Origin of the sequence: Acinetobacter sp. IRS14 (assembly GCF_034650275.1) — a bacterium.
Lineage (GTDB): Bacteria > Pseudomonadota > Gammaproteobacteria > Pseudomonadales > Moraxellaceae > Acinetobacter > Acinetobacter oleivorans.
Map to the genome: position 1 here is coordinate 1 of NZ_JAOVFN010000037.1, position 13,807 is coordinate 13,807.

Annotated in this window: 14 protein-coding genes and 1 pseudogene; 9 read left to right on the forward strand and 6 right to left on the reverse strand. The window is 37.3% G+C overall.

Features of this window, described 5'->3' with window-relative positions; translation table 11 throughout:
- Positions 1-94, reverse strand: a pseudogene (locus ODQ17_RS18515) (hypothetical protein); the annotation flags it as partial.
- 136 nt (positions 95-230) lie between these two features.
- Here ODQ17_RS18515 and ODQ17_RS18520 point away from each other — a divergent pair.
- The 7 genes from ODQ17_RS18520 (at position 231) to ODQ17_RS18550 (ending at position 7,762) form a co-directional block, all read left to right on the forward strand.
- Positions 231-653, forward strand: a complete 423-nt coding sequence (locus tag ODQ17_RS18520) for an Lrp/AsnC family transcriptional regulator (RefSeq protein WP_034591286.1) — start codon at positions 231-233, stop codon at positions 651-653.
- 348 nt (positions 654-1,001) lie between these two features.
- Positions 1,002-2,432: a gamma-aminobutyraldehyde dehydrogenase gene (locus tag ODQ17_RS18525; protein WP_322905494.1), complete on the forward strand. Its 1,431-nt coding sequence runs from the start codon at positions 1,002-1,004 to the stop codon at positions 2,430-2,432.
- Between the two features lie 28 nt (positions 2,433-2,460).
- Positions 2,461-3,231: a nuclear transport factor 2 family protein gene (locus ODQ17_RS18530; RefSeq protein WP_322905496.1), complete on the forward strand. Its 771-nt coding sequence runs from the start codon at positions 2,461-2,463 to the stop codon at positions 3,229-3,231.
- A 55-nt stretch (positions 3,232-3,286) separates the two neighbouring features.
- Positions 3,287-4,006: a FadR/GntR family transcriptional regulator gene (locus ODQ17_RS18535; RefSeq protein WP_144733475.1), complete on the forward strand. Its 720-nt coding sequence runs from the start codon at positions 3,287-3,289 to the stop codon at positions 4,004-4,006.
- Between the two features lie 65 nt (positions 4,007-4,071).
- Positions 4,072-4,779, forward strand: a complete 708-nt coding sequence (locus ODQ17_RS18540; RefSeq protein ID WP_322905498.1) for a cache domain-containing protein — start codon at positions 4,072-4,074, stop codon at positions 4,777-4,779.
- 187 nt (positions 4,780-4,966) lie between these two features.
- Positions 4,967-6,298 (forward strand): APC family permease, encoded by a 1,332-nt coding sequence (locus ODQ17_RS18545; RefSeq protein WP_174740733.1) that lies wholly within the window; start codon positions 4,967-4,969, stop codon positions 6,296-6,298.
- Positions 6,299-6,316: 18 nt separating this feature from the next.
- Complete coding sequence (locus tag ODQ17_RS18550; protein ID WP_322905500.1) at positions 6,317-7,762, forward strand: NAD(P)/FAD-dependent oxidoreductase; 1,446 nt, start codon at positions 6,317-6,319, stop codon at positions 7,760-7,762.
- Positions 7,763-7,861: 99 nt separating this feature from the next.
- On the opposite strand, the gene ODQ17_RS18555 is transcribed toward ODQ17_RS18550, so the two are convergent.
- Entirely contained in the window at positions 7,862-8,374 is a 513-nt protein-coding gene (locus tag ODQ17_RS18555) for a hypothetical protein (RefSeq protein ID WP_322905502.1), read from the reverse strand.
- A 340-nt stretch (positions 8,375-8,714) separates the two neighbouring features.
- On the opposite strand from ODQ17_RS18555, the gene ODQ17_RS18560 reads away from it, so the two are divergent.
- Positions 8,715-10,073, forward strand: a complete 1,359-nt coding sequence (locus ODQ17_RS18560) for an amino acid permease (protein WP_322905504.1) — start codon at positions 8,715-8,717, stop codon at positions 10,071-10,073.
- 378 nt (positions 10,074-10,451) lie between these two features.
- Positions 10,452-10,811: a hypothetical protein gene (locus ODQ17_RS18565; RefSeq protein ID WP_005303542.1), complete on the forward strand. Its 360-nt coding sequence runs from the start codon at positions 10,452-10,454 to the stop codon at positions 10,809-10,811.
- Between the two features lie 157 nt (positions 10,812-10,968).
- Here the strand turns inward: ODQ17_RS18565 and ODQ17_RS18570 are convergent, their stop codons facing one another.
- The 4 genes from ODQ17_RS18570 to ODQ17_RS18585 all read right to left on the reverse strand — a co-directional run bounded on the left by ODQ17_RS18570 (position 10,969) and on the right by ODQ17_RS18585 (position 13,554).
- Positions 10,969-11,649 carry a DUF799 domain-containing protein gene (locus ODQ17_RS18570; protein ID WP_049837733.1) on the reverse strand — a complete coding sequence of 227 codons (681 nt, stop codon included), beginning with the start codon at positions 11,647-11,649 and terminating at the stop codon, positions 10,969-10,971.
- Complete coding sequence (locus tag ODQ17_RS18575; protein ID WP_322905507.1) at positions 11,646-12,014, reverse strand: DUF4810 domain-containing protein; 369 nt, start codon at positions 12,012-12,014, stop codon at positions 11,646-11,648. Before ODQ17_RS18575 ends, ODQ17_RS18570 begins: the two co-directional genes overlap by 4 nt.
- A gap of 17 nt (positions 12,015-12,031) precedes the next feature.
- On the reverse strand, positions 12,032-12,703 hold the full coding sequence (locus tag ODQ17_RS18580; RefSeq protein ID WP_127494193.1) for a CsgG/HfaB family protein: 672 nt from the start codon (positions 12,701-12,703) through the stop codon (positions 12,032-12,034).
- A gap of 296 nt (positions 12,704-12,999) precedes the next feature.
- A complete protein-coding gene (locus ODQ17_RS18585) occupies positions 13,000-13,554 on the reverse strand; it encodes a TetR/AcrR family transcriptional regulator (protein WP_322905509.1) in 555 nt (184 codons plus the stop codon).
- Positions 13,555-13,807 lie beyond the last annotated feature (253 nt).

The following is a 13,807-nucleotide window of genomic DNA, read 5'->3' on the forward strand; positions in this document are numbered from 1 at the left end:
AACCTTCGCCACGTACCGGAATGAAATTTGCCGGTGCAAAAACTGGAACCATCCACTCGTTAAAGTCACTACGTGAAACTGCAAAATTATTCATTTTATCTAGTCCATTAAATTAAAATTATGAGGGTTAGCTGATGACCCTATTATTCAAAATCAAATTGATTCACAAAATTTGTAATTCAGCAAAAAATGAATTATTTTTTACCAATTTGATAATTGACAATTACAATATGGATAACATTGATCAAATTATTTTAGGTTTACTTAAAGATAACGCACGGATGTCTGTTACCGAGTTAGCCGAAAAAGTTCACGTTTCAAGAGCAACTATTAAAAAGAGAATGGAGTATCTTGAATCTTCAGGGATCATTACTGGATATACAGTACGCTTTAAACCCAATGCTGAACGCAACATTATTCGTGCATGGATGAGCATTATGGTTGAAGGAACCAAAGCGCAGTCTGTGATTAAAGAACTACGCCTAGAAAGTGCCGTGGAATGTCTGCATAAAACCAATGGCAAATGGGATATTTTGGTTGAATTGCGTTCTGACACCTTAGAAAACTTCGACAAAGTTTTAGAAAGAATCAGAAACATTTCAGGTATTTATAACAGTGAAACTAGCATTCTGCTTGCGAGTCATAAGACCTAATTATTCACTTTAATTTCAATAAATAAGAACTCGAAAGTGATGAGCGAAGCACAAGGTTTGGCTCATCAAGCTGCTCTCAATTAGAAAAATTATTCTATTATTTTTCATCAAATCTACTGAACGAGTACGACAAAAAGCCTCTTCTAAAAATCTTCACAAATTTTTATTTTTTTTAAATAATCAAATCAAAAACTTAAAATCTAATCTGAAGTAAATTCCAACTTTTTTCACTCAATCCCCTCATCAAAGCATTTGACAGAAAATTTAAAACATAATACATATAGTATTATATGTTATATGTTATATGTTATATGTTATATGTTAAAACCTAAGGACAAGGTATAAAAAATGGCTAAAACTCAACTACAACACTTTATTAACGGCGAATATGTTGCTAGCAAAGGAAATGATTATTTCGACTTGGTAAGCCCAGTGACTGGTGAAGTTTATGCTCAATCACCAAATGCAACCGAGGCAGAAGTTGATTCAGCTTATGCTGCTGCAAAAGAAGCATTTAAAATTTGGGGACGCAGTACACCTTCGACTCGTCAAAAAGCATTATTGAATTTGGCAGATGCTATCGAAGCAAATGCAGAGCGTTTGATTGAGGCGCAAAGTCGTAATACGGGTCAGTTAAAACACTTAATTGCATCTGAAGAAGTGGGTGCATCGGCAGATCAGGTTCGTTTCTTTGCAGGCGCTGCCCGTTTACTCAATGGCACAGCTTCAGGTGAATATTTAGAAGGTTTAACCTCTTCTATTCGCCGCGAACCAGTCGGTGTGGTTGGTCAAGTTACTCCTTGGAACTATCCACTTATGATGGCTGTTTGGAAAATTGCTCCTGCTTTGGCTGCGGGTAACACAGTGGTACTTAAACCAAGTGATACCACCCCTGAAAGTACGCTTTTACTGGCAGAAATTGCTGCACCTTTTTTCCCTAAAGGCGCATTTAATGTGGTGTTAGGTCAGGCTCAGGTGGGTTCAAAAGTTGTATCCCATAAAACCCCAGCACTCGTTTCTATTACAGGTTCGGTTCGTGCCGGATTACAAGTTGCAGCCTCTGCCGCAGCAAATTTAGCAAAAGCTCATCTTGAGCTTGGTGGTAAAGCACCTGTCGTAGTTTTTGAAGATGCGGACATCGATAAAGCAGTTGAAATGATTGCTTTAACGGGCTATTTCAACGCAGGACAAGACTGCACTGCGGCAACGCGTGTGATTGTGGCTGAAGCAGTTCATGACGATTTTTTAAACAAGTTAGTTGAAGCTGCAAAAAATACACGTTTTGGTGAACCCGATGATCAAGATGCACTTTATGGTCCACTCAACAATGCGAACCAATTGAAGAATGTTAAAGCCTTTATTGACAACTTACCTGCACACGCCAAAGTTGAAACAGGCGGAAAACAGGCAGACCGTCCAGGCTTCTATTTTGAACCCACTGTTATTAGTGGTTTAAAACAACACGATGAAGCCATTCAAAATGAAATTTTTGGACCAGTGATTACCGTTCAAAAATTTACAGATGAAAATGATGCGATTGAAAAAGCCAACGATGTTGAGTATGGCCTAGCTTCAAGTGTGTGGACTAAAGATCATGCGCGTGCAACTCGTCTGTCACGTGAACTCGATTTCGGTACAGTTTGGATTAATACCCATATTCCTTTAACCGCAGAAATGCCACACGGCGGTTTCAAAAAGTCAGGTTATGGTAAAGATTTATCTGGCTACGGTTTTGAAGAATATACCCGCGTTAAACATGTGATGAGTTCAAACGAATAATAAAAATGGACTTTGAAAGGAGATCAAAATGAATAAACAAGAAATGAAAGACTTGGTGAGCAAAGCCCATCACGAGCTATTTAATTTGCACGACACCACTGCTCTGGACCGTTATTTCTCTGAAGACTTTATAGAGCACTCACCACTGGTTGCAAATGGTCTTTCAGGCCTTCGCCAACTGGTAGAAGACTGCCCCGACATGCAACATGAAGCTGTGCGTGTATTGGCAGATGGCGACTTGGTGGCAATTCATGGCCGCTTTCAGGGATTAGATGAAAACCCATTGGTTGGTTTTGATATTTACCGAGTGAAAGATGGCAAAATTGTGGAACATTGGGATGGTCTTGTAGCAGAAGCTGCGCCGAATGTGAGTGGTAGAACCCAATTAGATGGTCCGACAGAAATCGTAACTCATCATGATTCGGAGAAAAATCGTGAGATTGTGACCTCTTTCTTTAAGAAGTCATTAATTGATGGCAATTATGAAGCATTTAAAGAATACACCCACAATGATCAGTTCATTCAACATAGCCCAGATATTGGCGATGGTGTTAAGGCAGTCATTGATTTTTTGAACAATATCCGTAATGAAGGACAAGGTTTGGTATACTCCAAAACTCATCGCTCCATTGCTGATGGTCAATTTGTATTGACACATTCCGAAGGAAATATTGCTGGAAATCGACATGCCTATTTTGAACTGTGGCGTGTAGATAACGGCAAAATTGTTGAACTTTGGGATGCAATACCAGCCGTGCCTGAAGATGAACAGGCCGTCCATCAATATGGCGTGTTTTAATCATTTATCCGTTTCATTAAGCTAAGTCACTGACTTAGCTTTTAGAGAATTCGCCATGTCAGCATATACGATAATTTTTGCACCTATCGCTCAGGCAACTCGCTCGGAACAAGTTGTTGAACGCTTGGAAAATGCAATTATCTCTGGATTGCTCAAAAGCAATGAACAACTTCCTAACGAGGCGGATCTAGCTCGCTTAATGGGAGTGTCACCCATTACCGTTCGTGAAGCTTTAAATACTTTACGCGTAAAGGGTCTGATTGATACACGACGCGGGCGAAACGGCGGAAGCTTTGTTTGTGAGTTACCTTCCGATTTACTCTTAAACAAGCATCCTCTACGTCAAGCTTCAAATGAATATCTAGCTGATTTAGGCGAGTTTCATAGTGCAATTTTAAGCCATGGTGCATATTTGGCAGCACAAAGAACCACTGAATATGAACTGAACAAAATCAAAGAGCTGATTGAACAATTTGAACAGGCCATTGAAGCAGACACGCGTGCCCAACTTGATTTACGTTGTTTGCTGACTCTAACCTCTTTTGCTCAATCAGCTCGACTAGCAAATCAAGAGTTAACTATACAAGCCGAATGGGCACCGCTCATTGCTGTGCTTTACCAAGATGATCATTTTCATCAACTGGTCGTCGCTCAATACCACCAACTTTTATCATCTTTTGTTCAAGCCAATGAAGATGATGCTGTTATTCAAGCACGAAAAATTATTTCGATGCTAACGGATCAAATGCTTCGATATAAGTTATCTATCGAATAAAAATAATAAAACAGAGCACTTATCAAATATCGAGTGAGAAATATGGAATTTTAGGAGTTATAGGAATGACCCAACATTTAGATATAGAAGAGCTTCAAAATTTGTTAAAGACGGTGGTTGAGGAAACAACAACCATTACAGAAAAACTGGCAGCTAAAGCGAGCAAAATTCTCTCAAAACATGAACCTGAAAAAACAAAAGACATTAAGCTTTCAGGTTCAGAACGTTCAGCTTTGCAAAAAGAAATTAAAAAGGCCTTACAAGAAAGCCATTACAGTCAAGGTATCGGCTTTGCAAGTTATAGCCCTGCAACGCAAGAAGAACAAGATTATTGGACACTCGAATGGTGGTATAAAAAAGAAGATCAGTTACAACAAGCCAAACTTGAAAACTATCAAAATGCTCAGCGCTTTTTAGATTTTCGCTCTTTTGAATGGTTCCATAAACCTGCTCAAAATAAAAGTCCATGTATCCATGGGCCTTACGTCGACTATATCTGTAATGGTGCATATACCATCACCCTTGCCCATCCGGTCATGATTCGTGATCAATTTATCGGTGTAATTGCCACCGACATTTTAGTTTCAGCGCTCGAAAAACTACTCATGCCGAAGCTTAAAAACATCAAACAAAAAGCAATCGTGATCAACGACTCTTCTCGTGTGATTACTTCAAATGACATCACCATCAGAACAGGCACATTATTTAAAGGCCAAAGCTCACAGCAGGTTCTGTCACGACCGTGTCAATCTTTTCAACTGGTCGTAATCTAAAGCAAAGTCAAAGATATAAATATTTGACTTTGCTTTAGGGCATCACTCAGGCGAAATAGCCCCTAGCTTTTGTACAAACTTTCTTCAAACAGACTTGTTTATTCAGGTCTATGGGAAGTTTTGGCTCAAAAATAGCATCGCTTTTCCGGATGAAAAGCAAAACAACGAAATTTGAGGTTGAAATGACATGGAAAATAAAACGTCTTCCTTAAAAAAACTGTCTCTTTGGCAAGTCACAATTATCGGTATTGCCTACATGACTCCCATGACGGTGTTTGATACTTTCGGTATTGTCTCTGGCATTACCAATGGACATGTGCCACTCGCATATTTACTCGCACTTGGCGCTATGTTACTCACCGCTTGGAGCTATGCAAGATTCAGCAAAAATTCAGAAAAATCAGGCTCGGCCTATAGCTATACCGCTGAAAGTTTAGGGCCTAAAAGTGGCTTTTTTGTCGGTTGGTGTTCTCTACTCGACTATTTGTTATTACCCCTCATTAATGTTTTGCTAGCTGCAATTTATCTCACAGCCCTTATTCCAAGTTTGCCCTATTGGTTTTGGGTGTTTGTATCGGCGGGCCTAGTCACTTTAGTGAATTGTTTCCGCATTCGATTACTTGCCAATTTAAGCCTCGTGTTTGTATTTGCACCCATCATACTCATGGTCATTTTTGTTTATTTAGTGATTCAGGGTATTGGCTCGACTCAAGGTTATGAGCATGTGCTTACATTGGCCCCACTCTGGCATGAGCACCAATCTATACTACCGCTCGTTGCGGGTGCCTCAGTTTTGTGCTTTTCATTTTTGGGCTTTGATGCGGTTACCACGCTTTCAAATGAAACCAAACAACCCACCAAAAATATTCCCCGAGCAGTCATGTTAACAACACTGGTTGGTGGGTTCATTTTCTTCACGGCTGCTTGGTTTATTCAGCTTTATTTTCCAAATAATCTGCGCTTCCAGCACCCTACTGAAGCACTGCCTGAAATTGTGCTTTATGTCGGTGGTGCATTCTTCCAATCCGTATTCTTATGCGGGCAAATTATGAACACTGTCGCCTCTGGCCTAGCCTCACATGCCAGTGCTTCGCGTTTACTGTATATAATGGGCACCGATAATATTTTCCCTAAAAAGTATTTTGGGACAATTCATATCTCCTTAGGTACACCATTTTTTTCGGTTTTATTTGTTGGTCTTATTTCAATGTCCGCGGTTTTTCTAGATTTAGCACAAGTCGTCAGTCTGATCAGCTTTGGTGCGCTAGTCGCTTTTACAGCCGTAAATTTCTCAGTTTTTATGAAATTTTATATTAAAGATAAACAGCGCTCAGGGTTTAAAAATAAATTTCTAAACCTCTTTTTACCGCTTTTATCCGTCATCAGCATTATTTGCCTGTGGCTTAACCTTGATTCATCTTCACTCACTTTCGGATGTTTCTGGTTATCGCTAGGCATTCTTTTATTTATCTATAAAACGATTAAAAAACAAAGTATTGCGATTAGTAATGCTTATTAATTTTACAGGAACTTCGTCATGAAAATTATTTCTAAACCTCAACTTTTAAAAGACGTGCAATATAAACCAAGTAAATCTCTACAAGTAGGCAAAGAGTGGAGCTGGTTAAATCCAAAACATGCAAATTTTGACACAACAAATGTAGAAGGTGCAGCGGTAGATAATCCAGCAAACTACTATGAAAGCTCACTTTCTGATTGGCATACATTTGACAGTTTACAAGCTGATATTGAATGCGATGTGGTGGTTATTGGCGGTGGTTTATTAGGTTCATCAAGTGCATTACATTTAGCTGAACAAGGCGTAGATACGGTCTTATTAGAAAAAAATCGCATTGGTAGTGCAGCTTCTGGCAGAAATGGCGGACAACTCACCCCAGGTTTAGCTCGCTGGGAAGCTCAAGAAATGGCCGATCGCTTAAGCTATGAAGATGCCAAAAAACTTTGGCATTTTACCTCTACAGAAGCGATGCAACTTATTGATGACATCTCGGAAAAGTACCAACTCAACTTTGATCGAAAATACGGTCACATTACCGCCGCCGTTCATGAAGGACATTTAGTCGGTTTAACACAAGGCGCCGATGCACGAAAATATTTAGGTGAAGACCATACGCGCATTGTAGGTAAGCATGAACTCATGGACTTTATTAAGTCTGATTATTACACAGGTGGTTTAATTGATGAGTTAGGTGGACAAATCCATCCTTTAGCTTTGAACCGTGGCTTAATTTATGGCTTTTGCCAAAATGCCGGTACTGTTTATGAACAAACAGAAGTCATTTCAATAGAAGAAAAAGCAGATGGTATTTATGTACAAACAGCAAATGCTGTCGTAAAAGCTAAAAAGTCTGTGGTGTTAGCTGTACACCATGCTTCGTTTAAACTTTTATCAGAGCAAAATAATACTACTATTCCGTTTTACACCTATGTCGCGACGACTGCCCCACTAGAGCTTGATACAAAAGAGCTTTTGCCATTTGAGCATCCAGTCTATGACACTCAGTTCCAGATTGATTACTACCGTCCCGTGTTTAATAACCGCTTATTGTTTGGTGGCCAAGGCACAGGAACATGTTGGGGACCAGAGAAAACTTTAAATTATCTAGAACATCGAATTCATACGGTTTTCCCTCAAATTAAAAATCTAGAAATGGATTTTGTTTGGAGTGGGACAACTGATTTAACCGTAAATGGTGCAGTCGATAGCCGTAAGTTTGGTAATAAATTCCCAATTTATGCTGTTCACGGTTGGAGCGGTCACGGCGTTGCACAGACGGTACGCATTGGTAAAGCCATTGCAAATGACTTTGTTGGGCAATCTAACGACTTCGAAATGTTATCTAAAATTGATCATCAAAATATTATGTTTGGTCGTACCCTTGCTCCCGTTGTTATTCCGCTCGCAAAAAGTATGTATGGTATCGGCGCAATGATTAACCCGGGCAAAATGGTGTCTTTCTAATTTATAAAAAACATCATTTTTCTAAAAAAGATTCGTATAGCTTTGTACGAATCCTTTTTTAGATATTAATTAGGCTTAGTTAAATAGGAATAGGTTTATTTAGGGGTCAACTTGTTTATCCACATGATTCATTAATACTTCTATAAGCTCATCTTGCTTACCGTCAGCTACTGGAATTAGATATACTTTTCTGTCACTAGTAATACCTATACAATTAAAATATTCCTTTTTAAAACCATTCCAGTGACCAATACGATATTGATCAGCAATAATATTAAACTTATTAAATTTAACAGTTTTTATCCCACAAATTTCCAATATCAAATAATCTTTTTCGAAATAGAATCTAAAAATAGTATAACGATAATACTTAAAAAATTTTCCAAATAAATAAAATAGTCCCAACACCCCCATAGAAACAGGATATAAATAATACAATGACACACTAATACCAAATAAATCTATTGCCCATTTATCCGATTCAAAAATTTCAGTCCAAAAAATAACTATACTAAAAAGGAGAAATAAAAGTCCCAGAATCTCTCCTTTTATTAGTTTTGTACAATCAGAGTTTATAAGATATTCATATTTATATAGTTCTTTATAATGCATTTTCTACAACCTTCATTCCCTTACTCAACTTTATTCTTTTTACGAATATAAATTTCTCTTGTTAATACTGTTAGAAATACACTATCTCACCAAACTTCATAGATAAAAGTATATTCAGTTTTAACAATCATTTTTACAGCATTACTCTCTTAAAAGACTTACGTAGAACTTTGTCATTTCACTCATCAACTTCTATTTTATTTGTATATCTAATAATTGTCTTTAATCATTTCAAATATCCGTAGTTTTCTATACTTGCAATTCATCACCATTTTCCGATTAGGCTAATGATGCGCAATCCATTACAATAGCGCCAGCTTTTTTATTCAGCGCATATATTTTGAGCAACTCATCTTCCCAATTAAAACGCGGACTTAAAAATCGCCACATCCAGCTAATCGCTATGGGTGGCGCTGTCGGGACAGGTTTATTTTTAGGCTCTGCACAAGTCATCCAGTCTGCTGGCCCTTCTATTATTTTAGGTTATGCCATTGTCGGTTTAGTCGCATTTTTAATTATGCGCCAAATGGGTGAAATGATCGTAGAAGAACCTGTGGTCGGTTCCTTTAGTTACTTTGCACAAAAATATTGGGGAAGATTCCCCGGTTTTTTATCGGGCTGGAACTATTGGGTGGTCTATATTTTGGTCGCAATGACTGAACTGACAGCAGTTGCTAAATATGTGCATTACTGGTGGCCTCATATTCCTGCTTGGATATCAGCCTTATTTTTCTTTGTTTTGGTCACGTGTTTGAACTTAGGCAACGTTAAATTTTACGGTGAATCTGAGTTTTGGTTAGCCATTATTAAAGTCGCAGCGGTCATTGCAATGATCGTGTTTGGCTTATATTTATTGCTCACCGCAGGTAGTGACTCTATCGCTAGCTTCTCAAACTTATGGCAGCATGGCGGATTTTTCCCGCATGGGTTCTCGGGCCTGTTTTATATGCTTGCCTTCTTAATGTTTGCTTTTGGTGGTATTGAACTGATTGGGATGACTGCTGCTGAAGCCGAAAATCCTGAAAAAAGCATTCCACAAGCCATTAACCAAGTCATCTTTCGAATCTTGGTTTTCTATGTAGCTTCGCTTGCTATCATCATGTCGCTCATTCCTTGGAATCAGCTTGACCTTGGTGGTTTAGATAAAAGTCCATTTGTAATGATTTTTAGTCAGCTTGGCATTGGCTGGGCAGCGCATTTGCTTAATTTTATTATTTTGACGGCTGCACTGTCTGTTTATAACAGCGGTATGTATGCAAACAGTCGCATGTTGTATGGCCTAGCAGTACAAGGCCACGCATCTAAAGTTTTTACAAAAGTCAGCAAACAAGGAGTTCCCACACCTGCTGTTATTTTCTCTTCTATTCTGATTTTTGGTTGTGTATTACTGAACTATTTTATCCCAGAAGAAGCTTTAAGCTATCTCATGTACATGGCTGTGGCAGCTTTAGTTTTAAACTGGGCAATCATTAGCTTTACCCATTTGAAGTTTAAACGTGCCATGAAACTTGAAGGTAAAGTTGTTAAATTCCCTGCGCTATTTTCACCTTTAAGTAACTATATTGTTTTGATTTTTATTGGCATGATTTTATACATCATGTGGACTCAAGGTTTTGAAAAATCAGTTATTTTAATTCCAATTTGGATTACATTCATGTTTGGATTATATAAATTTTTGAGTTGGAAAAAATCACTCTAATCTTCAAAAAAGGCTTATTCAAACAGAATAAGCCTTTTATCATTGAATAGCTTGTCCTCTTAAATAACTTCAAAAAATCTACTCAAAAAACCATTCACATTTTATTCATCATTATTAAATTTTTCGCTGCTAGACACATTGATATGTAAGCCTTAGTCATTCTAAACATTGGTATTTAATGAGATAATTATTAAAGTACAAGTGTTTACATGATCTATAAATATTTGTGTCAATGTTCAGCTAAAATCAAAGCAGACCAGTTATCGTTACGATCACTCAATAGGAAAAAGACACTTCATCGAAAGACAGGTTCTTTACCCACTTTACTGATTTAGCACCGTCAACTGTGTCACTCAATGATGAAAGACAGGAAATTTTATGGAAAAAGCTCTGCAATGTCCTAAGTGTGGTTCTACAGAAATTGAAGCACGTGACCATGACAAATTACTTAGAACAACTGGCGGTGTTTTACTGACAGCTGCTGGTACAACAGCAGGCACAGTAGGTGGTGCTGCAACTGGGGCTTCTGTTGGTGCAGCAATTGGTACGATTGCTGGCCCTTTAGGTGTGATTGTTGGTGGAACAGTAGGAACTTTTGTCGGTGCAATTAGCGCAGGTATTACTGGCGGTGTGGTTGGCAATATTTTTGGTAAAAAAGCGGGCGTAATGATCGATAAAAATATTTTTCAGGATTATCGCTGTCTAAAGTGTAAATATCGTTTTAAGCAAAAGAAGTAAAATCAATTAAGTAGGAGAACTAGTTGCTCTAGCTCTCCTGCCTAACCAAAAATTTAATAAACCATCTGGAATAATAATTTTTTATATAGCGCTCCATATAATTAATATATGAAGCAGACTATTTTTAATAAATTAAAAATTTAGCTAAGAGTTTAATTTACTTAGCTACTACTCCATCTTGTTGATACTTTGGTGAACGTGGCCCATATAACAACCCCATACCCGGATTATAAGTCGTCGGGGTAAAAAGTTGAGTATTTACCATACTCGCTAATGGATAAGCCCGATCAGTAAAGCTGCCAGCAATCTGTTCAACTAAAGCACCAACGACCATTCCGATTAAACCCGCATTGCCATCATTACTTGCTTGAACAAGTTTTTTCTCACCTGTCCAAATCACATCTCCAGTTTTTAAATCAACAAGCTTTGCATCAGCACTTACTGTAGCCACACTTTGGATCACTTGATACTTAGAACCATATTCTTTAATTCGAATATATAAAGCAGCATCTGCACCAAAAATCTCTTGTAATTTCTGAGGTGCAATAGACTGAGCATCACTGCCATTAGTAACACCATTCTCTTTAAACATATTGTCTACAACAGAGATTGGAAAAACGTAATAGCCAGCTTCTGCAACAGGTGCCACCACAGTAGGCCAATAACTATAAGTCGCTTTTACATCTGGCGAATCATTGACTGGCGGCAATACCAAAATCGATTTTGGCATATGAGCTTTATAAGCCGTAATATCTTTATTAGGCGGTGGAGTAACAGCACATCCCGTAAATGCAAGGCTAGAAATAACTAAACCAGCAATTAAAAATTTCTTAATCATGATTTTGTATACCCACCATCAGCATTCATTTTTTGCAATAAACGATCCATTAAAACTGTAGACTCTGGATATACTTGACGTTCAAGCTGGAAATACTCGATTGCTTTTTGAGAATTGTTTTCTTGTAAATATAATAATCCCAAATGAGCATATAAACCTGGTGGAACAGCTAAGCCCTTACCTTTAGTTTTTTCAATTTCAGCTTCTAATTTTGTGATTTGCGAACTCGGTGTAGCTTTCTCAGGTGCGTTATACATCAAATAGGTTTGATGAGTATAAGTTCCCCAATTATATAAAGGTTGAGGACCAGCGGCACAACCAACCAATCCCATAGCAAGAAAACTGCTTAAAAGAATTTTTTTCATTTAACACATATCCAAAATTATTGAACTGACCAACGGTTATTTTGAATATCTGTCACAAGATTATTAACTGCTTCACGAACAGCTAAATCGAGTACTTTACCATTTAAAGTAGAATCATAAGAAGCTGTAGAGCCAAAACCTAATACTTCACGAGCACCTAATGCATATTCACCTGCACCCTGTACGGAATGCACAACTTCTGATGTTTTTACATCAACAACATTTAAATTAACTTTTGCATAAGCAACTTGCTCTTTACCGCGACCTAAAATACCAAATAATTGCTGATCACCTACTTCTTTGCGACCAAATTCAGATACGTCACCAGTAATAACATAACGAGCGCCTTTAATAGATTGGCTTGTATTGCTATAACCAACTTCTTGTTTAATCTCAGATAAGTTGTCACGATTTAAAACTGTAAAATAACCAGTTTGCTGTAAATGTGTCTCAAGAATAGTTTTCGCCTGTCCGCCTAGACGGTCTACATTATCGGAGAAAACACCTCTCATATAACTAGAGCGATTATCAAATTTACCAATAGAAACTGGAGCTTTTACTCCCGTATATTTAATTTGTGATGTAGCTACAGCCACTTGTGGGCTTTGGATCGTTCTTGAAGTTTCAGTAGTTGAACAGGCAATTAAACCGAAAGAACTTAACGTAGTAATGATTAATATTTTTTTCATGTTTACTCTATAATGGTTACAAAATATAAAGAATACATATTATATACAAAAAGACTATCAAACAATCTAATAATTTAACCTTTAAGTAAAAATACTATTTTTATTTTATGGAGGTTTAATTAATGAAAACTCCTATTGTTATAAGAGCTTTTCGAGTTTAGTTAAAGTGATATCTACCTGAAAATATTAACAGTAATTTTAAAAATATTATAAATTTGGAAATAAATTGGGCCGCGATTATTGCTAGCTTTAGGTAAGATTTTTGGTATTTTTCCTTACCTATGTTTTCCTCTAATTTATCCTAAAGTAATAAAAAAATAATCTAATAATTTTTCTCTTTCATCTGGCTTGTTTGGATCTAAAAGCTGAACCATTGCTCCATCAATCACAAACAAAAACATGTGAGCATCTTGTTTTGAAGCATTTGTGTTGGTGGTTAAAAGCAAATTATAGATTTCATTAATAAACCAGTTTCGATATTCAATGACCACCTGATACGCCTGTGGATGCGTTTTCGCAATTTCAAAAATAGCTTTAAAAGGCAAATGATAAAGTCCGTCTAAATCGGCATGTAAAAAGTAAATTTTGCGAAGCTTTTCAAGCATCGTTAAGTCTTTTTGATCATGAATGATTGAAAGCACTTCTTGTTTTAGTCCATCTTTTTGAAAGGTTAAACTCATTTGAATTAGCCTTTCTTTTGAATGAAAGTAATTATAAAAAGTCGCTTTTGGGATTTTCGCCGACTCAATAATTCGGTCTACCCCGACATTGTGAAAGCCATAGTTGTTAAACAGATATCGGGAAGTGTGAAGCACATTTAAAGCACGAAATGGGAGATCTGAATGTGGCATAGTTTGACCGTTATAAAATAAATTCTTGTTGTATATAAATGAGATATAAAACCGCTGCCATTTTTTGGGAGAAAAAAGGCATAGCAAAGCCCCTAAAGACTGTGCTTGGCACATCTCAAGTTTTATTGTTGATTAAGTTTTAAGTGATAAATAGTTAAAGCATGAAAAGCCTAGTGACTTTCAAACTGCTTTAAATGTTTAAGTTGTGTCGTTATAGCTTTTGGCAAAGGCTGCCAAGAAATAATGAATGTGC